General features: G+C 40.4%; 22 protein-coding genes and 1 other annotated feature. Of the genes, 21 read left to right on the forward strand and 1 reads right to left on the reverse strand.

From position 1 onward, the window contains the following. Position 1 precedes the first annotated feature (1 nt). The 14 genes from BN1609_RS12205 (at position 2) to BN1609_RS12270 (ending at position 11,384) form a co-directional block, all read left to right on the forward strand. The gene (locus BN1609_RS12205; RefSeq protein WP_088816293.1) at positions 2-667 is read left to right on the forward strand and encodes a YveK family protein; all 666 of its coding nucleotides are present in this window, start codon (positions 2-4) and stop codon (positions 665-667) included. Positions 668-681: 14 nt separating this feature from the next. Next, positions 682-1,347, forward strand: coding sequence for a CpsD/CapB family tyrosine-protein kinase (locus tag BN1609_RS12210; protein WP_088816294.1), 666 nt, complete (start codon positions 682-684; stop codon positions 1,345-1,347). After that, a complete protein-coding gene (locus tag BN1609_RS12215) occupies positions 1,304-2,689 on the forward strand; it encodes an O-antigen ligase (RefSeq protein ID WP_088840913.1) in 1,386 nt (461 codons plus the stop codon). The genes BN1609_RS12210 and BN1609_RS12215 overlap by 44 nt, the downstream gene beginning before the upstream one ends. Beyond that, positions 2,686-3,444 (forward strand): accessory Sec system protein Asp2, encoded by a 759-nt coding sequence (locus BN1609_RS12220; RefSeq protein WP_088816296.1) that lies wholly within the window; start codon positions 2,686-2,688, stop codon positions 3,442-3,444. The genes BN1609_RS12215 and BN1609_RS12220 overlap by 4 nt, the downstream gene beginning before the upstream one ends. 6 nt (positions 3,445-3,450) lie before the next feature. Continuing rightward, positions 3,451-4,218 (forward strand): DUF6270 domain-containing protein, encoded by a 768-nt coding sequence (locus BN1609_RS12225; RefSeq protein ID WP_088816297.1) that lies wholly within the window; start codon positions 3,451-3,453, stop codon positions 4,216-4,218. Beyond that, positions 4,215-5,237 carry a glycosyltransferase gene (locus tag BN1609_RS12230; RefSeq protein WP_088840914.1) on the forward strand — a complete coding sequence of 341 codons (1,023 nt, stop codon included), beginning with the start codon at positions 4,215-4,217 and terminating at the stop codon, positions 5,235-5,237. Before BN1609_RS12225 ends, BN1609_RS12230 begins: the two co-directional genes overlap by 4 nt. 133 nt (positions 5,238-5,370) lie before the next feature. Then, positions 5,371-5,796 carry a 50S ribosomal protein L11 gene (gene rplK, locus BN1609_RS12235; protein ID WP_007471922.1) on the forward strand — a complete coding sequence of 142 codons (426 nt, stop codon included), beginning with the start codon at positions 5,371-5,373 and terminating at the stop codon, positions 5,794-5,796. A gap of 35 nt (positions 5,797-5,831) precedes the next feature. Next, positions 5,832-6,521: a 50S ribosomal protein L1 gene (gene rplA / locus BN1609_RS12240; RefSeq protein WP_088811006.1), complete on the forward strand. Its 690-nt coding sequence runs from the start codon at positions 5,832-5,834 to the stop codon at positions 6,519-6,521. Positions 6,522-6,568: 47 nt separating this feature from the next. Beyond that, positions 6,569-6,709, forward strand: a sequence feature (ribosomal protein L10 leader region). A gap of 35 nt (positions 6,710-6,744) precedes the next feature. After that, positions 6,745-7,245, forward strand: a complete 501-nt coding sequence (gene rplJ / locus BN1609_RS12245) for a 50S ribosomal protein L10 (protein WP_088811005.1) — start codon at positions 6,745-6,747, stop codon at positions 7,243-7,245. 54 nt (positions 7,246-7,299) lie between these two features. Beyond that, a complete protein-coding gene (rplL, locus tag BN1609_RS12250) occupies positions 7,300-7,668 on the forward strand; it encodes a 50S ribosomal protein L7/L12 (RefSeq protein ID WP_088811004.1) in 369 nt (122 codons plus the stop codon). Between the two features lie 132 nt (positions 7,669-7,800). After that, positions 7,801-8,181 (forward strand): BlaI/MecI/CopY family transcriptional regulator, encoded by a 381-nt coding sequence (locus BN1609_RS12255; protein WP_088816299.1) that lies wholly within the window; start codon positions 7,801-7,803, stop codon positions 8,179-8,181. Further along, the gene (locus tag BN1609_RS12260; protein ID WP_088839375.1) at positions 8,178-10,109 is read left to right on the forward strand and encodes a M56 family metallopeptidase; all 1,932 of its coding nucleotides are present in this window, start codon (positions 8,178-8,180) and stop codon (positions 10,107-10,109) included. Before BN1609_RS12255 ends, BN1609_RS12260 begins: the two co-directional genes overlap by 4 nt. A 111-nt stretch (positions 10,110-10,220) precedes the next feature. Beyond that, the gene (locus BN1609_RS12265; RefSeq protein ID WP_088840915.1) at positions 10,221-10,886 is read left to right on the forward strand and encodes a DUF1266 domain-containing protein; all 666 of its coding nucleotides are present in this window, start codon (positions 10,221-10,223) and stop codon (positions 10,884-10,886) included. Between the two features lie 15 nt (positions 10,887-10,901). After that, positions 10,902-11,384: a DUF1307 domain-containing protein gene (locus BN1609_RS12270; RefSeq protein ID WP_088811000.1), complete on the forward strand. Its 483-nt coding sequence runs from the start codon at positions 10,902-10,904 to the stop codon at positions 11,382-11,384. A gap of 65 nt (positions 11,385-11,449) precedes the next feature. Here the strand turns inward: BN1609_RS12270 and BN1609_RS12275 are convergent, their stop codons facing one another. Next, positions 11,450-13,927, reverse strand: a complete 2,478-nt coding sequence (locus BN1609_RS12275; RefSeq protein ID WP_159458334.1) for a helix-turn-helix domain-containing protein — start codon at positions 13,925-13,927, stop codon at positions 11,450-11,452. A 205-nt stretch (positions 13,928-14,132) separates the two neighbouring features. Here BN1609_RS12275 and BN1609_RS12280 point away from each other — a divergent pair, with 205 nt between their 5' ends. From BN1609_RS12280 to BN1609_RS12310, 7 genes are all read left to right on the forward strand, one after another. Next, on the forward strand, positions 14,133-15,530 hold the full coding sequence (locus BN1609_RS12280) for an MFS transporter (RefSeq protein WP_088839377.1): 1,398 nt from the start codon (positions 14,133-14,135) through the stop codon (positions 15,528-15,530). Next, positions 15,523-17,214 carry a glycoside hydrolase family 3 protein gene (locus BN1609_RS12285; protein WP_255377382.1) on the forward strand — a complete coding sequence of 564 codons (1,692 nt, stop codon included), beginning with the start codon at positions 15,523-15,525 and terminating at the stop codon, positions 17,212-17,214. Before BN1609_RS12280 ends, BN1609_RS12285 begins: the two co-directional genes overlap by 8 nt. A 14-nt stretch (positions 17,215-17,228) precedes the next feature. Continuing rightward, positions 17,229-18,347 (forward strand): alpha/beta hydrolase, encoded by a 1,119-nt coding sequence (locus BN1609_RS12290; protein WP_088840917.1) that lies wholly within the window; start codon positions 17,229-17,231, stop codon positions 18,345-18,347. A gap of 60 nt (positions 18,348-18,407) precedes the next feature. After that, positions 18,408-19,007: a class I SAM-dependent methyltransferase gene (locus BN1609_RS12295; protein ID WP_088840918.1), complete on the forward strand. Its 600-nt coding sequence runs from the start codon at positions 18,408-18,410 to the stop codon at positions 19,005-19,007. Positions 19,008-19,212: 205 nt separating this feature from the next. Then, positions 19,213-20,142: a sugar ABC transporter permease gene (locus BN1609_RS12300; RefSeq protein WP_088810995.1), complete on the forward strand. Its 930-nt coding sequence runs from the start codon at positions 19,213-19,215 to the stop codon at positions 20,140-20,142. Between the two features lie 13 nt (positions 20,143-20,155). Further along, positions 20,156-21,079, forward strand: a complete 924-nt coding sequence (locus tag BN1609_RS12305) for a carbohydrate ABC transporter permease (protein WP_088810994.1) — start codon at positions 20,156-20,158, stop codon at positions 21,077-21,079. Positions 21,080-21,140: 61 nt separating this feature from the next. Then, on the forward strand, positions 21,141-21,752 hold the full coding sequence (locus BN1609_RS12310; protein WP_088810993.1) for a YesL family protein: 612 nt from the start codon (positions 21,141-21,143) through the stop codon (positions 21,750-21,752). Positions 21,753-21,755 lie beyond the last annotated feature (3 nt).

Here is a 21,755-nt window from a genome sequence, read left to right on the forward strand (position 1 = left end):
TATGAATATAAAAAATATAACAGTGCGCAGTTTGCTGCAAACGGTCAGAAAAAATGTGCTGTGGATTGTGTGCATCATTTTTATCGCACAAGCTGGTGTGTGGATTTTTCAAAATTACATTCATAACGATGAATACCAAGCAGAAACATCGCTGTTAATTAACGTTGAACAAAAAGAAAATAACCTTTATACGCAAGAGGGCATACGGAATAGCATTCAACTGATTACTACCTACTCTTCTGTTTTAAAAAGTAGTAAGATTATGGATTTAGTAAGCGTAGACGAAAAAATAGGTGGACAAAGCAGCAAGACGCTAGCTAATCAGTTAGTTATTAGTTCAGATCAAAACTCATTAGTTTTTCATATTTCCTACACGGATCAAAATAAGAAACAAGCGGAGCGTGTCAGTAAAGCATATGTTAAAACTGTCGAAAAAGAAATCCCAAGACTGTTTAAAGGCAGCACGGTAATTGTCCTAGAGCAACCAAGTGTTCAACTCGTTACGCAAGGTTTGTCCATGAATTTGATTGCGTTTTTTGTCAGCCTCCTGCTAGTCGCATTATTTATTATGCTTATGACTTTTACGGATAAGACGATTAAAACGAAAGAGCAAATTATGAATTTAAATATTACTTATTTAGGGGATGTCCCCGTTATGAAAGAGTAAGGAGCTACTTTATAATGGAAAAAAATTCGAACGAGAACCAGATGTCCATGAACCGTATTGTTCAGGAAAAGTTTTCAGCCATTCAAACGAATGTTCAATATATGCATAGTCAAGACGATGTGTTTCGAACGATAGCGATTACTTCTTCTAATAAAGGCGAAGGAAAAACCTTCTTTAGTACAAATTTCGCCAAGACCTACGCGAATTTTAAACAAAAAGTGCTGCTCATTGATGCGGATTTTTATTCGCCAAGTTTGACTAGGCAATATCAATTGAAGGGACGGAGCGGTCTGTCAAACGTTTTAACAGGACGTGCTACGCTACAAGATGCGATGTACCATTTTACGGACAATCTAGATATTTTAGCTGTTGGCGCGATTCCGCCAAATCCACTCGAATTGCTTCGCGTTCAGGGGCTCTCTAAACTTATTGAAGAAGCAACTAGGCTTAACTATGACTATATTATTTTTGATTGCCCACCGATTAACTTGTTTACGGACTCGCGAATTGTCGCTTCTGCGTGCGACCTAGGAATTTTAGTTGTCAATAACAATAAAACAAAAGAAGAAGAACTCGCTGTTGCCAAAAATCTGTTGGATAATTCAGGCGTGAAAGCTGTTGGAGCGGTGTTAAACAATGTTAAATACAATAAAAAGAAATACGACTACTATGGCTATTAAAAAAGCTTTTTTAGGCGCATCATTTATTTTAATTAGTCTTATTGCGGCTATTTACCCACTCATCATTGTCCCCGTTTTCATCATCAGTGTTTGCGTCATGCTCATGGATATCCCACTTAGTCGGCTGACGCATTTTTTATTCTACGTTATTTTAGTTAGCGCGATACTAGGCCCCTACTTAAGTATTCCCGGACTCGGTGGTTTGTTTTTGTTCCGTATCGCGTTACTACTCCATTTTTCTTTCTTTTTGTTTGAAAAAAAGGATTGGTCCGAGTTTTCGTTGCTGAAAATCCCGCTTATGGGTTTTGCTTTATGGATTTTAGTAGCCACTCTGACGTTGATTTGGAGCGGAGACCTCAGTTTAAGTATGCGCGCCATCTACTTTCAGCTAGAAAGTTTCTATGTGATTTTCCTTTGCGTTTATTACGTTCGAAGCATTGCTGACATTAGAAAAATGTTCATGTGGATTATGCCGCCATTTATTTTATCAGTTGGTGTCGGTTGCTATGAAATGTTAACCGGCAAGCATTTATGGTATTCCAGTTTAAAAGAAAGCGGCTATTTAGACTATCGTCCGACTGGTTTTCTTACAAATACAAATGATTTTAGTTCTTATTTATCTATCTATTTTCCAGTATTTATTTACTTGGTGCTCCAAAAAAAGACAATGTGGCGAACTTTAATCGCTTTAAGTAGCGCTATCGTTCTATTTTTGCTCGTCATCGCAACGGAATCCAGAACGGGGTTACTGGCATTTTTAATGACAGTCGTTTTCATGGTTTGGAAGCTTTACTCCAAGCAAATAGCGAGTTTTATAATGTTTGTCGGGGGATGCTTAGGCGGGATTTATTTCTTGATGATGAAGTTTTTTGAGACGCAGGAATTTAGTTACTTTGTTGGCAAGCAAACTTCGACGGATCAGCGGCTATTCATTTATGAAACAGTATTAAATGTGGCGAAGGAAAGCCATTTTTTAGGTGTCGGCATCGGTGTCATTCCGAAATTTGTTTTTGAAGCGTTGTACGGAACCGTTAATATTCCAACAGATTTGCAGCAAACGATGAGTGCGCATAATTTCTGGCTTGCCACTTTAGCTGATGTAGGAATTATTGGTTTGGGCTGTTTCGCACTCTTTTTTGGCTGGCTTTCTTTTCAAGCCATCAAGCTGTTTTTGACAGAAAAAGGGATGTTAGCAGGGTTGCCATTATGTATTATTATTGCTTTTATTGCGATTTCAATTGGTAGCAGTAGCATTTTTGAAATGCGTGTTGTTTGGCTAGGCATAGGCCTAGCGCTGGCAATCATCCATTTAAACTTAAAGGAAAAGGAGGGGAATTTATGAAAAAAAAGCTGGTTGGGCTTTACTTCAAAATGATGAGCAAAACATTCCGAGCAAGTGCCGGTGTGAGCGTTCGTTATGCGTTAAAAAAGAAGCGCGCACACGACACATTAGTTATTGTATTTAGCGCGTTTTCACGACCAGGGATTCCTGCGACTTACAATTATATGGCGACAACAAAAGAGATACCAGCTGACCGTCTTTTCATTTTAGACGACTTTGGGTACAACAAACAAGGCGGCTACTACTTGTTTCACGAGGGATCTAGGGCGCCCGAGCAAGCTGTCACTGAACTGATTGAACATGTCATGGAGCGGGAAAAATATCGCCAAATTGTTTGTGTTGGAACGAGTAAAGGGGGCTATGCAGCGCTATATTATGGCTTGAAAATGAAGGCGAATGCGGTCGTTGCTGGGGCGCCGCAATACTTCTTAGGTAACTATTTAACGGATATTCCTGAAAAGAAACCGACCTTTGAAGGTATGGTAGGGGGAAAAGAGAAATATTCTGTCGCCTATTTAAATCGCCTATTGACGGAAAAAATCAAGGAAAAACCTCGATTTCCCATCCAATTTTATGTCCACTATTCGAGAAATGAGCACACGTATGAAGAGCATATTACCGATTTAATTAAGGATTTAAAAGCGGGTGGGTACAAGGTGATTTTAGATGAGCAGAAGTATTTGAAACACCAAGAAGTGGCATATTATTTTCCGCCATTTTTACAAAAAACGTTGAAAGAAATCGTGAAGGGGTGAAGGGATATGGTGAAAAAAATTGGTGTATTAGGGACTTGTTTTAGTCGTAACTTCTTAAATTCTAGCACGTATTTTAATCCGGATTATAAGTCGCATTATGAAGTTGTATTTACGCAATTTCACTCCTCATTTATCGCGCTGATGACGGATTCATTTTCCTTCCCAATTGCAGACTACGAAGATATTCCTGTTGAAAAAAAGCAATTTGTTGTGACTGACTTTGAAAAGACTTTTTTTCAGGCGTTAAAAAAGGAGCGACCAGACTTTTTGCTCATCGATTTATATGCGGATGCGCTTAAGGAAACTGCTTTCGTTGGGCACAATCAGGCGATTACTATATCTCCCATCATTGAGCAAAGCGTGATTCGTAAAAATTTGCCCGTTACGAAAATTATTAGCCAAACAAATTGGCCGCTTTTTTTGGCTCACTGGACAGACGCCGTACAGCGCTTTAAGGAAGCCATTTCGCCATATTTGCGTGAGGAACAACTGGTTTTAAATCGCTGCCAACTCACAACACGCTATTTGGATGAAAAAGGGGATGTGCGATGTTATGCTAATGTGCCGAAACTTGAACAGTACAATGGGATTTGGCGCGAGCTAGATCGCTGTTTTTTAGCTATTTTTCCAAAAGCAAAGGTTGTGAATATGTTGGAAGAAAAGTATGTTGGGGATGTGCGCTACCCGTTCGGGCATTCTGTTTCGCATTATGAGTCAGGTTATTATAAAACGTTATACACTAAGTTTAAAGAAGTGACGGAGGGTGGAGGATGATAAAGTCAGTTTTATGTGTGGGTGCAACGTTTCCCGGGGCAAATAGTTTATCTTTGTTTCACGGTTTTCGTGCGCTTGGTTTCCAAGTGATGACGGTTGCGACGGATATTCCGTTTTATAAATATTCGCTTGCCGAACGTGCATATATGCGTCTAGCTGGAAAACCATATCCACATAAATATCAGCAATTTAATGATGAAATTATCCGAATTTTAAAATCGCAAACGCCACAAATCTTGTTCGTTGTAAAAGGATTGTGGGTTAGTGTGGAAACGATTGAATACGCAAAAAAACTTGGTGTAAAAACGATTCACTTCCATCCGGATTTTTTATTCGATGACCGGTACCATACTTCAAAAGTGTTAAATGATGCGATTACTGCGTATGATGTGGCTGTTACACCAAAAATGACGGAAGTTGCGAAGTATCGCCAGCATGGTTGTGCGCATGTTTTGCAAGTTCAATACGCATTTGATCCAGCTATCCATCGCCCGGTGACACTAAGTGATGCGGATAAAAGTCGTTACGGGGCAGAATTTACTTTTGTTGGGCGCATGGAAGAGCAGCGTGCCTTCTGGTTAAATGAAATGGCTAAGCAAGATTACGATTTGAAAGTGTGGGGGACAAATTGGCAGAAAATCCCCTCTAATGCGGAGTTAAGGAACTATTGTACTTTTCAAGGCGTCTATACGGAAGATATGGCTAAAGTATTTGGCGCAAGCGGTGTGGCGCTTGGTTTTTTAACACATTTATCAAGTGAACAACATACGGCTCGGACATTTGAAATTCCAGCTTGTCGTGGCTTTTTGCTAACGGAACGAACGGAAGAACAGCAAGCCTTATTTAAAGAAGGAATAGAAGCTGATTTTTTTTCAGATACAGAGGAACTGCTAGAAAAAGTCGCGTTTTATCATGCTAAGCCAGAACTAAGGGAATCAATTCGGCAAAAAGGATATGAAAAGGTGCTGCAGCTCGACGCCACTTATGCGCGCCGTATACAGGAAATCTTAGCTTTTTAACAAAAGAAAATGGTCTTGCAATTGTGTTTTTAAAGTGGTATTATGTATAAGTACGTTTTTGCGTATGTTTCACGTGGGAGGGGAAATCTTAATCCCCATTTAACCACAGCACGGACTTAAGGAGGTATGTCTCGTGGCTAAAAAAGTTATTAAAGAAGTTAAACTTCAAATTCCAGCAGGGAAAGCAAATCCTGCACCTCCAGTTGGACCTGCACTAGGTCAAGCTGGTGTTAATATCATGGGATTCTGTAAAGAGTTTAACGCTCGTACAGCCGATCAAGCTGGTCTTATCATTCCTGTTGTAATCAGTGTATTTGAAGACCGTTCGTTTACGTTCATCACGAAAACTCCACCAGCTGCAGTATTGCTTAAAAAAGCTGCTAAAGTGGAAAAAGGTTCTGGTGAGCCTAACCGTAACAAAGTTGCAACTGTAACTCGTGCTCAAGTACAAGAAATTGCTGAGCTTAAAATGCCTGACCTAAATGCTGCAAACGTTGAGTCTGCAATGCGTATGGTTGAAGGTACAGCTCGTTCTATGGGATTCGTAGTAGAAGACTAAGAAAAAAGCAATTTGAACAATAAGGAGGAAAAGAAATGGCTAAGAAAGGTAAAAAGTATCAAGATGCTTTGAAAAAAGTAGATACAACAAAAGCGTATTCTGTTGAAGAAGCAGTAGCGCTTGCTAAAGAAATTGATTTCGCCGGTTTCGATGCAACTGTTGAAGTAGCATTTCGTCTTGGCGTAGACCCTAAAAAAGCGGACCAACAAATCCGTGGTGCCGTAGTATTACCAAACGGTACTGGTAAAACACAACGCGTTTTAGTTTTCGCTAAAGGAGAAAAAGCAAAAGAAGCTGAAGCTGCTGGCGCTGACTTCGTTGGAGATGCTGAATTTGTTGAAAAAATCAACCAAGGTTGGTTTGACTTTGATGTTATCGTAGCTACACCTGATATGATGGGTGAAGTTGGTAAATTAGGTCGTGTCTTAGGACCAAAAGGCTTAATGCCAAACCCTAAAACGGGTACAGTTACTATGGACGTAACAAAAGCTGTTAATGAAATTAAAGCTGGTAAAGTGGAATACCGTGTTGATAAAGCTGGTAACATTCACACTGCTATTGGTAAAGTTTCGTTTGACACTGATAAATTAATTGAAAACTTCCGTACTGTAAATGATGTATTACAAAAAGCGAAACCAGCTGCTGCCAAAGGTACTTACGTGAAAAACTTAAGCGTAACAACTACTTTTGGACCTGGTATCCAAGTTGATCCATCTTCTTTATAAAACGTACTTGACGACCTAACGAATCTTTGATAAGATATGATAGGCTTAAAAAGTGAATATCCTTACCGTAGACAGCAGGTACGCATTTGCGTTTAAATACGCCCGCCGAGGATTTTAGATGAACAGGACATTTTTGTCTTGTGATTTAACCCTTGCTGTTACGGTGGCAAGGGTTTTATTATGTAGCCATTTTGGCGTTTAGACTATGGACGGAGGTGTAAAAATGAGTAAAATTTTAGAAGCTAAACAAAGTGCAGTTGATGAAATTTCAGCTAAACTTGCAGATAGCGTATCTACAGTTATCGTGGACTATCGTGGACTAAATGTATCTGAGATTACTGAATTACGTAAGCAATTACGTGAAGCAGGCGTAGAATTTAAAGTATACAAAAACACATTAGTACGTCGTGCAGTAGAAGCTAAAGGTTTTGAAGGACTTCAAGAAGTGCTTACTGGACCAAACGCTATTGCTTTCAGTAACGAAGACGTTGTTCTTCCAGCTAAAATTTTGAATGACTTCGCGAAAGATCACGAAGCGCTTGAAATTAAAGCAGGTATCATTGAAGGGAATGTTTCTTCTCTTGATGAAATCAAAGCTCTTGCAACACTTCCATCTCGCGAAGGTTTGCTATCTATGCTTTGCAACGTATTACAAGCTCCTGTTCGCAACCTTGCTCTTGCTACAAAAGCAGTTGCGGATCAAAAAGCTGAACAAGAAGCTTAATTACCGGGTGTTAGCCCAATAAAAAAATTAAAACAATAATGGAGGAATTTTAAAATGGCTTTAAACATTGAAGAAATCATTGCTTCTGTAAAAGAAGCGTCTGTATTAGAACTTAACGATTTAGTAAAAGCAATCGAAGAAGAATTTGGCGTAACTGCTGCTGCTCCTGTAGCTGTAGCTGCTGCTGGTGCTGCTGGTGGCGCTGCTGAACAAACTGAATTCACAGTTGAATTAGCATCTGCTGGCGATTCTAAAATCAAGGTTATCAAAGTGGTTCGTGAAATCACTGGTCTTGGCTTAAAAGAAGCGAAAGAATTAGTTGATAACGCTCCTAAAGCAATCAAAGAAGGCGCTTCTAAAGAAGAAGCTGAAGAAATCAAAGCGAAACTTGAAGAAGTTGGCGCTGGCGTAGAATTCAAATAATTAATCGAAAGAGGCTGATTTGATTATCGGCCTCTTTTTTAGCTTGTTTTTAGGAATAGGCTTTTTTTAATTGTATTTTGTAAGTAAGCCGTGCTACTATTGAAAAGTAGAAAGTTTTTTGGAGGGCTATGTATGCATAAAAGTGTGTCTAAATCTGAGCTAGAGGTCATGAAGGTAGTATGGAGTTTTGGTCGAGCAGTTCAGTATGCTGATGTTGCCGAAAAACTGGGAGAGCAAGGTTTTGAATGGAAGAAAAATACCATTTTAACCTTTCTAGCACGATTAGTGGAGAAAAAAATAGTCGGTGTGAAAAAAGTCGGTAGAAAAAATGAATATTATGCACTTATGAGTGAGGAAGAATATTTAGGGAATCAAACGGAAGCGTTTTTAGAAAATGTTTATGAAGGCGACGTAAGAGGTTTAATTACGAATCTCGTCCAAAAGGATTTAATTTCGCCAGACGAAATCGATAATTTACAACAATTTTGGAAAAGGAAAAAATCAGACGAATGAGTGAATTACTTAAAATAATTTTGTCCATGTCAATAACATCAATCGTTTTAATACCTCTGGTTTGGCTTTTTAAAAAAGTATTCGGCCAATTTTTAACTAAAAGAAAGAGCTATTACGTTTGGCTCGTTGTGTTTTTCTTTTTGGTAGTGCCGTTTGCTTTTTTCTTTGTGCAAAAAAGTAGCGACTTTTTGTGGGCGACGCCTGGTGAGTTTGACGGGCTGACGTCCATGGTGATTGGAGAAGATGGTATTACGGTGGGGCGCGACACAAAAACAATAGTCATCCGTTTTATTTTGAATTATCTATGGGTGGCTTGGCTTATTGTTGCAGTCATCTTTTTAGTTTACCGGATTGCCTCTTATCGGAATTTTAAGAAATATGTTATGTCGGGTGCGAGTTTTCTTGATGATCCGGAGAAACTTGATATTCTTTCGGAAGCGATGGAGGAAGTTCAGATTACAACGCCGGTTGAAGTAGTGGTGAATCCAATTATTTCGTCGCCTATTTTTTTCGGGATTCGTCGGGGAACAATTGTGCTGCCGGGGACCTCGTTTTCTGACAAAGAGTTGTGGCATATATTTTTGCATGAATTGATTCATTGTAAGCGTCGGGATATGCTTTTTGTGTGGATTACGCAAGTTTTCACTTGTTTGTATTGGTTTAATCCTTTGATGTACTTTATGAATAAGCAAATGGAGCGGGACCGGGAGCTGGCCTGTGATGAGGGTGTTTTGGCTTGTTTGGCTGAGGATGAATATTTAGCCTACGGGGACACTTTGCTTCGATCGGTTGTCAAATCGGGAAAGTATAAGGAATCTTATGCGGCGGTTTCTTTGCACGAAAATGCGAAGACGCTTAAAGAACGACTTATTTCGATTGCGGCGTACAAAAAAGAGCGCGCTAGTTGGCTAGCATTTCTTTGCTTGGTTGGCACATTGTGCGTTGTTGGTTTGCTCGCTGATACTTTTCAGGCGAAGGTTTTTGCTTACGCGAAGGATAGTGGCATTGAAATCACGCGTAAAGATACTTCTGAAAAGGGCACGTTTTCTGCGATTGATTTGCAAGAGGCCGAGCAAAATGTCACGATTAAGAGCGGGGACGAGGAGTCTTTTGATGTGAGGGATTATGATGACGAGGCAGAATTAGTTGTGAAAAATGGCACATTAACTTATAAAAAGCCGAATCCTGAAACGCATGCGGATATTGAAATTACTTTAAAAAAAGATAAGGTTTATAATGGGATTCACGTTAAAACTTCTGGAAATACTGTGAAAATTTCGGATGTTCAGGCAAAAAAGATTAACGTTGAGGGGGCTGGCCTGTTAAATGAGTTTGATAATGTAAAAGCGGACACTCTTTTAGCGACAACTGATTCTGCAAACGTGAAGATAATGGGGGGACAGATCAAGGAGACTGTGCGCGTCCAGAGTAATCGTTCTTTTGTTCAAATTGGGAAATCACATGTAGGAAATCTTGACTTGTCGACTTTTTCAAACGCTGAATTAAATGAAACGGATATTACAGGTAAGTTTGCCATTAGTGGTGGAACCTTACTAGATGTTCAGAATGTAACGGCGAATGAGCTTGAGTTGACTACTAAGAGCGGCGGGAAAATGGGATTCCGAAATATGGTAGTTGAGAATGCGGCAAAAATAACGAATAATGAAAGTGCGCTCTTGGATTTTAATGGTGTCTTAAACGGGGATACTGTCATCTCTGTTGTGAGCCCTTTTGATACGAAAATTACGATTCAAGGAAGTATAAATGATTATGCGATAAAAGCTCAGGCGAGTCAGGCGGATACGTTTATTTTGAACGGCAGTCCGGTGAGCTATCCTTTTGAAAGCAATTTGGCGGCGCGAAATAAGATGCAAATCACGAATGATTCGAGCATTAGCAATCAATTTAAGTTGTTTTTTGCGAAATAAGTTTTCCACCTAGCAAATTTGTTAGGTGGATTTTTCTTTTTGGGTATTGACAAATTAAACTACGGATTGTAGAATTATAAATGTTCATAAAATCAAAAGAGGGTGTGCAGAATGGGATTATTTAGTAGAAAAGCAATAGTTGTTCCAGAAGAGTATGTAACTTTCAACAAATTCTCAGCAGACAAGGAAAAATTATTATGCGTAGGAGGCGCGACTACAGAGTGTAAGCACAAGGTGGAAACGAAATTAAGTGGTTGCAACAAAGATTTAAAGCTGTACTATCCAAAAAATCAAGCTGCGAAAATAATCAAATATTGGTTACCGATGTTTGAGATTTATGATGGTCATTCAGCGATGAGTCTCATTTCTAACTGGATTGAGAAAAATAACTATGTGAACACGGTTTCGGATAAGACAACTTTAGCTGTAAAAAAGGATATAAATCGAGCGGCGCAAAAGTTTAATTTCGATGCGACTTCGCTACTTCAATCCGCTGATAAAGTTAAAATATACGGAGCTTTTGATTTAGAGCGTCTTGGCTATATTGTGCGTGTTTGTTTTTCGGTAGGGTTTTTAACGGAAGATCAAGCGTGGAACTGTCTGGAGCAATTATGGGAAGATTCGACGGAACATTTTGAAAATTGGGATGATTATATGGTGAGTTTTCTAAATGGGCAAGAAGAACTTGATACAAACTGGTATAGCGATACAATTGTATCATATGTTGAATTAAAACAGAATCAAGCAAGTTTAATAAATCGCTACAAACTAACATAAAAGAGGAGAACAAACATGAAGAAAATTTTAAGCTTTTTAACAGTATTATTAGTAGCTCTGGCGCTATCCGCTTGTGGTAGTGGAGATAAAAAAGCAAATTTGGAGAAAGATACATATGTTGCTGAAGTTAGTGGAGCCAATCTAGAGGCGACATTTACTCATGATGGAGATAAGTTGAAGAAAGTCGAACAAACAATGGAATATCCGCTTAGCTATTTCGGCCTTGCTGAAGGTGAGAAACTAGATGATGCAACGAAAAAAGAGTATGAAGAGAAAGCGAAAGAGCAGTATAAAGAATATGAAGACGGAAAAGGTACTTCTTTAAAAGCAACATTTACGGATGAGGCACTTAAACTTGAAATGTCTATTGACTTAGATAAAGTTGATGCAGATAAAGTAGGCGCATTACTCGGTGGAACAACTAATCCGAAAAATGTGAGTTATAAAGATACAGTTGAACAATTTGAAGCGCAAGGTTTTAAGAAAAAGGACGCGTAAATATCGCTCGTTTTGTATGAATAGATAAGTTTTAAGCCCGAAAGAGTAGATCTTTCGGGCTTTATTTATACTAAAAATTCCATTTCGATTAGCCTCACTTCATGTGGTTTTAAGGCTTGCTGGACGATGTAAGTGTCTGTGACTTTCGCTGTATATTGAATGACTTTTGGGTGAGTAGAAAGTTTCAATTCATCAATTTGTCGTTCGGTTAAGTCTTTTTGCGCGCCGTTTTGAAGCCAAATATCCATTGCAGAGCCGTATTCGCGAGAAAGAATATGTTCGGTCACGCGATATGAGCCAGCCTTTAAATTTTGCAGTTCCAGATGAATAGCTGCCATTTTTTCTTCGGGGAAAGCTTGGTACGGGTCGTCAAACGCGATTTGTCCTTCTTGAAGGAAAATAGAATGGAAATGCTGATAATGATAAGTTAAAATCTGGTAACCGGTTTGACTTTTCGTGACAATATAACGTTCGCCTTGCGATAAAATTCTAGAACCGAGTTTCTTTAAAAAGGAGAAGGCGAAAAAACCGCTTTTTTTAATGCCATTTCTTGTAAATAAGCCGAGCCCGCCGTGAAATTCCTGTTTAGGGGCGCGAAATTCTTCGTGGAAATCGCTTAAAAGCCAGTAACCGAAACTGTCGATGTGGACGTTGTTTTCAAGAATGTTTTTAATAATAAAAGGCGCTTTATAGGCGGAATCATTCGTTAAGTCGGCGTGACTAGGCGTGCTGTTCCACTCGGTTAGATGCCATTCTTTTATAGAGAGGTCAGAAAAAAGCGTTTTAACCATTTGAATCATAGCACTTAAATAATGCAAATTGCCGCTCGAATAGGCAGGAAGCTGGGCGGACTGAGCATGATTAGTTGGCAGATTATCTGTGTAATAGCAGTGAAAGGAAACGAAATCAGGCGTTATTTTTTTGTTTTTTAGAAAATCGGCGAATTTTTTCACTGTGGGATTTTCAGGTTGGCTTGGGAAAGGAAAGATGCCCGGCGTCCCAATTTTGTAGTGCGGATTGATTTCGCGAATGGTTTGATAAGTTTCGGCGTAAAAGCAATTGAATGCCTCTATGGAATCCTGCCAGAAAATCGCAATATCAGGCTCATTCCAAATTTCAAAATACCAGCTAGCGACTTCTTTTTTGCCGTAGCGTTTTTCGATATGTAGGAAAAAATTTTTGACGAGAAAAAGCCATTTTTGCATGTCATTTGGGTAGGAAAGATAGCTTTTCTTGTGAAAATGATGATGCTCACTAGAACGTAGCTTTTCCGGCATGAAACCAATTTCGATAAAAGGTTTTAACTGATTCTTCAGCAGGAAATCAATGAGCATGTCGACATACGCAAAATTTAGTAGGGGCTCGCCTGCCGAATTTTCATCATAAACGTGCATCGCGTCATCGAAAATCCCGTGGAAACGGATGTACTCAAAACCAATTTCCTGCTGCGTTTCTTTCAACTGCTCTTGAACGGGGGCTAAAAAAAGCTCTTTTGCTTTGCTCACGGTAATGAGTTTTTGAAAACACCAATTGGCGGTTCGACCGGGTTTGTTCATGGCAATTTGCGTAGCGGGAAGGGTTGTGTGGATAATGGAATCTTGTGGGTTGATGGTCTGATTTAAAAAGGGTGCTAAATGCTGATAAATCTCGTTCATATCAATTTCAATGTACTGCTTTTCGATGCTGTTGTTAGTAAAGGAAAATGCGGGTGTGCTTGTGTCGTTTTTCCGGTGTTCAGTTGGTGAAGCAGAATAAATTTCTTTGAAGGCTTTTACAAAGGCGGTTTCGCTTGGGAAGCCCGTATCAATTGCAATATTTTTAACAGAGTGATTGGTTGTCATGAGTTCTTTTGTTGCGGCGTTTAACCGAATTGAAGTTAGGAGCTGTTTGAAGGATTGTCCGGTTTGCTGGCGAATAAACTTGGAGAGATGGTCTTTGGACAGAAACACATGGCGCGCGAGTTCTTCGAGTGTTATGTTCGTTTGGAAATTTGTGTTCATATAATTTAAAACGTCGGTTAGCCTAGCGATATGTTTTTCTTTTGGCTGGTTGGAAAGATTATCAATTGGTGCAGAAAATTGATGGACAAGTGTGAAAAGGAGTTTATAGTATAAGCTTGTCAAATTTAAATAGCTGTCACTGCGTTCTTTGCACACTTCTTGAATCATTTCGGCAAAAATTTGCCGAATCTGGTCAAATGAAGCTTGTTCTTCACTTGAAAATTGGGAAGATTGGCAGTGAAATGTAAGGTGGTCGATATTTGGTATGCTTTTTTTGGCTTCGGCGAGAGGGATTTGTAGGACGAGCAACGTGTTGGATTCATTACCATGCAGTGCATGAATTTGGTTAGCATTAACGAGAAAAATGTCGTTTTCAGATAGCTGGTGCGATTTCAAATTGGTATAGAGCGAAATGCTCCCCTTTAAAACAAAAATAATCTCGATGCTGTCGTGCCAGTGGCTTGAAGTAGCAGTTAGACGGTGAATTAGGAGTCGAAAAGGAAGTTTGTCCTCAGTTTGAATCATCTCATATGCTTGTATCAAGCGGCTCACCTCAATAAATTTAGTTAATTTCTTAATTATTATAGCATATTTCTTTTTTTGAGAAAGCGTTATCTTTCTATAAAAAAGAAAATTCTGACTACTTTGATTTAAAACTGGATTATGGTCACTTTCGACTTCAATATGACTGTTCGTTCTGATTGGCGTTCTCTATAATGAAAGCGTAACCAAGTGAGGAGGGAAGACAATGGAATTAACTGAAGAGAAATTGCCGCAAAGTACGACGAGTGTGAAGCTCTCTGTTCGGGAAAAAGTAAGTTATGGCTTGGGCGACACGGCGAGTAATTTAGTTTTTAGCATGATTACGATGTACTTAATGTTCTATTATACAGATGTGGCGGGAATTAATATCGCCGCTGTTGGAACATTGATGCTTGTCGCAAGAGTTATTGATGCTTTTGATAGCCCAATTTTTGGTATACTAATTGATAAGACGAATACGAAATGGGGGAAATCTAGGCCGTGGTTTTTATGGCTTTGTGTGCCATTTGGGATTTTTGCCGTCTTGGCGTTTTCTGTACCCGACACGGGGGACTCTAGCAAGCTGATATACGCCTATGTGACGTACATCGTTCTTGGAATTTTATACGCGGGAATTAACCTTCCGCTCGGCTCGCTTTTGCCGAGTTTAACGACGGATCCGCAAGAGCGAACCGTTGCCAATACATGCCGCATGATGGGTGGACAGTTCGGTGCCCTCATCGTCGCTTTTGGTGGCTTATTTTTAGTGCAACTTTTGGGCGGGGGAAATGCGCAACGAGGATTTACCTTAACGATGGTTCTGTTTGCAAGCGCTGCCATTTTGATGTTCCTCACTACATTCGCGAATACTAGAGAACGTGTCAACATAAACAATGGTGCAGCGGTGCCGTTTAAGCAAAGTATTAAAGCACTCGTTCCGAATAAGCCGTGGTGGATTATTACGGCGCTTATGTTTATTACATGGACTTGTACATCGGCGAAAATGGCGAATACGGTTTATTTCTTAAAATATAATCTAGGAAATGAACAAATTGCGGGGATTGTGAATGGTTTAGGTACAATTGGGATTTTAGCTGGCCTTTTCATGGTGCCGATGATTTCTCAGAAAATGAAAACGCGTGATATTGTGATTTTAGGAAGTGGCATTGCCATTTTCGGACAGCTCATTCTATACATTTCGTCGCTATATAGTTCTATTCCAATTGTAATAATTGGGACGATTATCGGTTCCATTGGGAGCGGTTTGCCGGCGGGAATTATGGGCGTTATGTTGTCTGACACAATTGATTACGGGGAAGTGAAGTTTGGCGTTCGGGCCCAAGGACTCCTTTCAAGCGCGGTTGCTTTTGGCGTGAAATTTGGAATGGGTATCGGGGCAGCAATTAGTAGTTTGATACTTGGTATGGCGGGCTATACGGCCAATCAGGCGCAGGCAGGTGGGGCACTCCGGGCGATTGAAATGAATTTCGTTTGGCTGCCGGCAATTGGGTTCATTCTCATCATTTTAATCGTATTCTTCTATAAATTGGATGATGAACGAGATGCGATTCGAATGCAAATTGAGGAAAATCGACAACAGGAAGGATTGAAGGATATTGAATAGAGAAGTAGATTTAAGGAAGGCACCGTATTCGTTAACAGAGGAGGCCATCAATTGGGTGGAGGAAACGCTCGCGAATATGGACGAGGATACGAAAATTAAGCATTTATTTGCGCCCATTGCGATGAGTACGGATCAGGCGGAACTTACGGCGTGGGTGCAGGAATTTAAACCGGCTGGAATTATGTATCGCCCTTCGGCTGCGGCAGATATTCAGGCGGCGCATCGCATTTTGCAAGAGAATAGCGACATTCCACTTTTAATAGGTGCCAACGTGGAAGCAGGTGGAAATGGCTTGGCGTTTGAAGGTACATATGTTGGAAAACAGCTCCAAATTGCGGCTACAGATAATGTGGATTATGCTTATCAGCTTGGGAAAATATCAGGCGTGGAAGCTCGAGCGCTTGGATGCAATTGGGCATTTGCGCCAATATTAGATGTTGACTATAATTTTAGAAATCCAATTACAAATGTACGGACGTTTGGTTCTGACCCGGAGCGCGTCGCAAAAATGGCGAAAGCCTACCAAGCGGGATTTGAGTCGGAGGGTGGTGCGGTTTCAATTAAACATTTCCCAGGTGATGGCGTGGACGAGCGCGACCAGCACTTGCACTTAACGCACAACTCGCTTTCTATCGAAGAATGGTGGAAGAGCTACGGCAAAATTTATCGCACGCTTATTGAGTCGGGCGCGCACACGGTGATGGCGGGGCATATTTCATTCCCGGAATACAGCCGCTCGAAAGGGCTCGCGGACGAAGAAATCATGCCGGCTACGCTGTCAAAAGAGTTGCTTTCGGACCTGCTGCGAGATGAACTTGGTTTTAACGGCATGATTGTTACGGACGCAAGCGTTATGGGCGGGTTTACGATGATGCACGAGCGCGCTTTCTCGGTGCCTTACTCGATTGCCTGCGGTGCGGATTTGTTCCTGTTCAATCGCGATTACGCCGAGGATATTGCTTACATGAAGGCTGGGATTAAAGCGGGTATTCTGACGATGGAACGCGTCCATGATGCCGTAAAACGCACGCTAGGTGTAAAGGCGTCAATTGGGTTGCACAAACAAAAAGCTGAAGGTCGTTTAGTTCCGAGCGCTGCGGCACTAGCCACAATTGGTACGGCAGAACACGAGGAAATAGCGCGCGAAATAGCTGACCAAGCTATCACACTCGTGAAAAATAAGGAAGACATTTTGCCGATTAATCCGCAGAAGCGAAAACGAGTTTACTTGCAGGCGCTTGGCGTAACAGAGGAAACTGAAATTTACCGATATTTTATCCAAAAGTTAGAAGAAGTTGGTTTTATTGTTGATGTGAAGCCAATTGAGGGCTGGGGCTTTAAAGATATGAGCATTTCGGTTGAACAGGTGAAGGCGGACTACGATTTAGCGATTTTTTATGCGAACGAGGCGACGATGAGTAATCGCACGCAAGTTAGGTTGAACTGGGGCATGCTTGGATTTAATATTCCGTGGTTCTTGAAGGAGCTGCCAACGATTGTTATTTCAACGTCGAATCCGTACCACCTAATTGATGTCCCGCAAGTGAAAACGCTGATTAACGGCTACTCAGACAGTAAATATGTTATTGATGCCATTATTCAGAAGCTCATTGGCGAAAGCGAATTTGTTGGCATTAACCCTGTAGATCCGTTTTGCGGTGACCGTTGGGATTTAAAACTATAAGAGGTGAGAAAGTGATGTCAGACTACAGAAAAGATTTACAGTTTCTAGGTAAATATACAGATTTGGAAAAAGAAGATGGAATTGAAGTTTATTTTAAGAAAACAAGAAATCAAAATCCCGGAGAACTAAATCCGTATCTTGCAGCGGATATGCGTAAGGCACAAGAAGGCGGGACGAATCAGGCGGTGGGCGAAATGCCGCAAGATGTGGACTTGTCAAACGTTGAGGCAGCATCGATGGCGGCGCTTGCGATGCGCCAAATGATGGGGAGCGCCAATGTGGACTTGTCAAACAATATCGATGTCGCTGAGCATACGATTAAAACTGCAGAAGGAAGTTTCCCTGTCCGTGTATACCGTCACATGAATCAGAAAGACAAAGCGCCCGCAATTATTTTCTATCACGGCGGCGGCTTTATTGGTGGAAAAATGGACGTTGTAGAAAACTTCTGCAAAGGGCTATCGGAAAAGCTTCCAGCCGTCGTCATTAACGTGGGCTATCATTTGGCACCGGAACATCCCGCCCCTGCCGCGACAAATGATGCGTATCAGGCGGTGCTTTGGGTCGTACAAAATGCCGACATGTTACACGCAGATGCTTCGAAAATTGTCGTTTCAGGAGATAGTGCAGGTGGCACACTTGCCGCAGCCGCCTCCTTCATCGACCGTGAAAAGGGCACTAACTACATCGGCATGCAGGCGCTACTTTACCCATCGCTCACACTTTTAGATGAGGAAAATCAAAAATATGCATGGCCAATCGAACGCTTTCACTTTGAAAAAAATTTAGAAAAACAAATGGGTGACGCGTTTAATTCAATGGGAGGCGCCAATGTTATTTTGCGGACGGCTTACGTGAGAGACCAAGATCCAGCGAGCCCAATTTATTCGCCGCTCTCGGCAAAAGACAAATCAGTCTATCCGCCAACACTCCTTGTAAGCGCCGAATTTGACTATTTAAGACCATTTGCAAATGTGTTTGCCAAAGAACTAGAAGAAGCCGGCGTGAAGACGAAATCAATTTGCTACGTGGGAATGATGCACGCCTTTATTGATAAGTATGGTATTTTCCCGCAAGCAGAAGATTGTGCAGAAGAAGTCATAAAAATGATGCAAGAAGTTTTCCAAGACTGACCTTTCCAGAATTTCTTCCCCTATGTTATATTTAATGGTGAGAGAAATGGGGGAAGAAATTTGACGAAGCATTATTTTTCTAATAACGATGATTTAAAACATGCGCGGAAATATTTGAATTTTGTTCTTCGGGGAAATGAATTTAAATTTATAAGTGATGCAGGTGTTTTTTCAAAAAATGCGGTAGACTTTGGTTCGCGTATTTTAATAGAGGCGTTCCAGTTAAACAAGACAACAGGACGCATTTTAGATGTCGGTTGCGGTTACGGGCCAATTGGCCTCGCTATCGCGAAAAGCTTTCCAGAAGCTACGATTGATATGGTGGATGTCAATTTACGCGCGCTAGAACTTGCGAAGGAAAACGCGGCTTTAAACCACATTCAAAATGTGCAAATTTTTGAAAGCTCCGTGTATGAAAATGTTTCTAAAACAGACTATCAGGCGATTTTAAGCAACCCACCGATTCGTGCCGGAAAAAAATTGGTCCATGCGATTTTGGAAGAAGCTCATGGCTATTTAGCGGACTTCGGGGAGCTATGGATTGTAATTCAGAAAAAACAAGGCGGCCCTTCGGCGGCAAAGAAAATGGAAGAAGTTTTCGGAAACGTCGAAACAGTTGTGAAAGAGAAAGGTTATTTCATTTTTAAAAGCACAAAATAAAGCGTAGTGCCTGTTTATAGCGTTTTTTGGTGAAGGATTCTTGTCTGTATGATGGCGAGAATCCTTTTTTATCCGTGTAGACTTGAGTAGCTAAATTATATATTTCGTCCTTTTTTATCTATGTTTTGTATCTTTTGAGAAATTTTTTCTTTCGCTAAAATAAAAGTACACGAGAAACTGTTTTTCAGAAGAAAGGGAGAGAGTCATGAAGAAATTGGGACGCGAATTTATGAAAAATAAAGCTTTTCTGGCAATGTGCTTGCCGGGATTTGCTTGGCTAATTGTGTTCTTTTATATTCCAGTTTTCGGAAACGTTGTCGCGTTTAAAGACTTCCAGTATGCAGCTGGCGGCTTTATTGACAGCTTGAAAGCAAGCCCTTGGGTCGGCTTTGATAACTTTAAATTTCTATTTAGTTCGGACAATGCTTATTTGATTACACGAAATACCGTGCTATACAATTTAGCGTTTATTGTGCTAGGACTTATTGTGGCAGTAATGATTGCGATTATAATGAGCGAATTGCGTTCGAAAAAACTTGTTAAAGTCTATCAAACGTCGATGCTATTGCCTTACTTTTTATCATGGGTTGTTATTAGCTATTTTGTTTACGCTTTCTTGAGCCCAGACAAAGGGCTTTTAAACAGCATCATCGTTGCAAATGGCGGCGAAGCGATTAGCTGGTATACAGAACCAAAATACTGGCCGTACATTTTGGTGTTCATGGGAATATGGAAAGGCGTCGGTTACAACAGTATTATTTATTTTGCAACGATTATGGGAATCGACCCGACTTATTATGAAGCAGCACAAATGGACGGTGCAAGCAAGTGGCAGCAAGTAAAAAACGTTACGTTACCACAGCTTGTCCCACTCATTACCATCTTATCCATTTTAGCAGTCGGGAATATCTTCCGAGCAGACTTCGGTTTATTCTACCAAGTTCCGCGAAATTCAGGCGCACTTTATGAAGTAACTTCCGTACTTGATACATATATTTATAACGGTTTAACAAGTACCGGAGATATTGGAATGGCCGCCGCGGCAGGGCTTTACCAATCATTAGTTGGATTTATTCTCGTAGTTGGAACAAATCTGATTGTCCGCAAATATGATCCGGAATCCGCACTTTTCTAGGAGGGAGTAAACAATGGCAGAGAAAAAAATCAAAATTACAGAAGTAAGGCACCGCACTTTTGGGAAAAAAACGAATTTACTCTTCTCCATTTTAATAGGTTTATTCGCCTTTACGTGTGTGTTTCCGCTCGTTTTTGTTATCATTATTTCTTTGACGGGCGAGAATGCCCTTGTAACAGAAGGGTATCAACTTATTCCTTCTGAGTGGAGTTTCGATGGTTATCGCTATCTCTATGAAATGAAAGACCAAATTTTGCAATCGCTATTCGTAACCGTCTTTGTAACGGTTTTCGGAACAATCATCAATGTAAGTTTCACATCTACATATGCGTACGCGATTTCAAGACCGAATTTTAAATGGCGCCGTTTCTTAACTATTTTTGCGCTAATTACGATGTTATTTAGCCCAGGAATGGTACCAAACTATATCATCATGACAAACTTACTCCAACTTAAAGACACAGTTTGGGCACTAATTTTACCAATGGCATTAAGTCCATTTAATATTATTGTCATGCGAACGTTCTTTAATCGTTCTGTATCAAATTCAATTATTGAATCCGCACGAATTGACGGGGCAAGTGAAATTCGTATCTTCGTTAAAATCGTATTACCACTTGCCGTTCCCGGAATTGCGACAATTAGTTTATTTGCCGCATTAGGTTATTGGAATGACTGGTTTAACGCCTTGCTTTATATTCAAAGCGACAATCTAGTCCCATTACAATATCTACTTATGAAGATTCAATCAAATATCGATTATATGGCTCAAAATGCCGGAATGAGCGGCAACATGGCAGGTGGCCTTGCGACAATTCCACGTGAAGCAACTCGAATGGCGATGGTCGTTATTTCCACACTACCAATTGCTCTAAGCTATCCATTCTTCCAAAAATATTTCGTCAGAGGAATGACAATCGGTGGCGTAAAAGAATAAGGCCTTTCAGGGAGCAGTTTATTCTGCTTCCTTTCTGGCGTTTTTAAAAGGAGAGAGAAGCATGATTGGACGCGCGATAGAACAAATCTTTATACGGTGCTACACCGTCATTAAATTAAACCTCATTTTTGTCGGCCTAATGTTTTGCGGCGGCATTATTTTAGGGGTCGGCCCAGCGTGGTCGGCCATCACACAACTCGCTTTTGAACAAGGATTTTCCTACAAAGAAATAACTTGGAAAAGAGCTTTTGCACAGTTTAAAGCAAGTTTTAAACGTGGGAATGCATTGTTTTACTTGTTTGCAGGCGCATTTGCACTCCTTGCCTACAATTTATTTCTAGTCGTCCAAATGAAGGGCCTCGTTTTCTTTATCATTACTTTCGTACTCGCGTTTTGCCTATGCGTGCTTTTTTTAGGCTACTTCTTCGTACTCATAACCGATGCGCGCTACGAAACAACTGTGAAAAATATTTTAAATCTATCTGTCATGGCGTTTTTCAGCAATTTTTTCACGCTCATTAAAATGGCCTTAGGCTTTTTCGTTGTCGGTTTTTTGACCTTTAAATATCCTGCACTACTATTATTCGGTGTGGAAGCAATCGCAATCTTTTTTGCCCTATTTATTACCCGTGGAGTTTATGAGATGATAAACAAGAAGTTTGAACTGGAATAAGAG

Source organism: Listeria sp. ILCC797 (genome assembly GCF_900186185.1).
GTDB classification, from domain to species: domain Bacteria; phylum Bacillota; class Bacilli; order Lactobacillales; family Listeriaceae; genus Listeria; species Listeria goaensis.

Coding starts and splice junctions, on each gene's coding strand:
- BN1609_RS12205 (WP_088816293.1), top strand. CDS start 2: ATGAATATAAAAAATATAACAGTGCGCAGTTTGCTGCAAACGGTCAGA.
- BN1609_RS12210 (WP_088816294.1), top strand. CDS start 682: ATGGAAAAAAATTCGAACGAGAACCAGATGTCCATGAACCGTATTGTT.
- BN1609_RS12215 (WP_088840913.1), top strand. CDS start 1,304: ATGTTAAATACAATAAAAAGAAATACGACTACTATGGCTATTAAAAAA.
- BN1609_RS12220 (WP_088816296.1), top strand. CDS start 2,686: ATGAAAAAAAAGCTGGTTGGGCTTTACTTCAAAATGATGAGCAAAACA.
- BN1609_RS12225 (WP_088816297.1), top strand. CDS start 3,451: ATGGTGAAAAAAATTGGTGTATTAGGGACTTGTTTTAGTCGTAACTTC.
- BN1609_RS12230 (WP_088840914.1), top strand. CDS start 4,215: ATGATAAAGTCAGTTTTATGTGTGGGTGCAACGTTTCCCGGGGCAAAT.
- rplA (WP_088811006.1), top strand. CDS start 5,832: ATGGCTAAGAAAGGTAAAAAGTATCAAGATGCTTTGAAAAAAGTAGAT.
- rplJ (WP_088811005.1), top strand. CDS start 6,745: ATGAGTAAAATTTTAGAAGCTAAACAAAGTGCAGTTGATGAAATTTCA.
- rplL (WP_088811004.1), top strand. CDS start 7,300: ATGGCTTTAAACATTGAAGAAATCATTGCTTCTGTAAAAGAAGCGTCT.
- BN1609_RS12255 (WP_088816299.1), top strand. CDS start 7,801: ATGCATAAAAGTGTGTCTAAATCTGAGCTAGAGGTCATGAAGGTAGTA.
- BN1609_RS12260 (WP_088839375.1), top strand. CDS start 8,178: ATGAGTGAATTACTTAAAATAATTTTGTCCATGTCAATAACATCAATC.
- BN1609_RS12265 (WP_088840915.1), top strand. CDS start 10,221: ATGGGATTATTTAGTAGAAAAGCAATAGTTGTTCCAGAAGAGTATGTA.
- BN1609_RS12270 (WP_088811000.1), top strand. CDS start 10,902: ATGAAGAAAATTTTAAGCTTTTTAACAGTATTATTAGTAGCTCTGGCG.
- BN1609_RS12280 (WP_088839377.1), top strand. CDS start 14,133: ATGGAATTAACTGAAGAGAAATTGCCGCAAAGTACGACGAGTGTGAAG.
- BN1609_RS12290 (WP_088840917.1), top strand. CDS start 17,229: ATGTCAGACTACAGAAAAGATTTACAGTTTCTAGGTAAATATACAGAT.
- BN1609_RS12300 (WP_088810995.1), top strand. CDS start 19,213: ATGAAGAAATTGGGACGCGAATTTATGAAAAATAAAGCTTTTCTGGCA.
- BN1609_RS12305 (WP_088810994.1), top strand. CDS start 20,156: ATGGCAGAGAAAAAAATCAAAATTACAGAAGTAAGGCACCGCACTTTT.
- BN1609_RS12310 (WP_088810993.1), top strand. CDS start 21,141: ATGATTGGACGCGCGATAGAACAAATCTTTATACGGTGCTACACCGTC.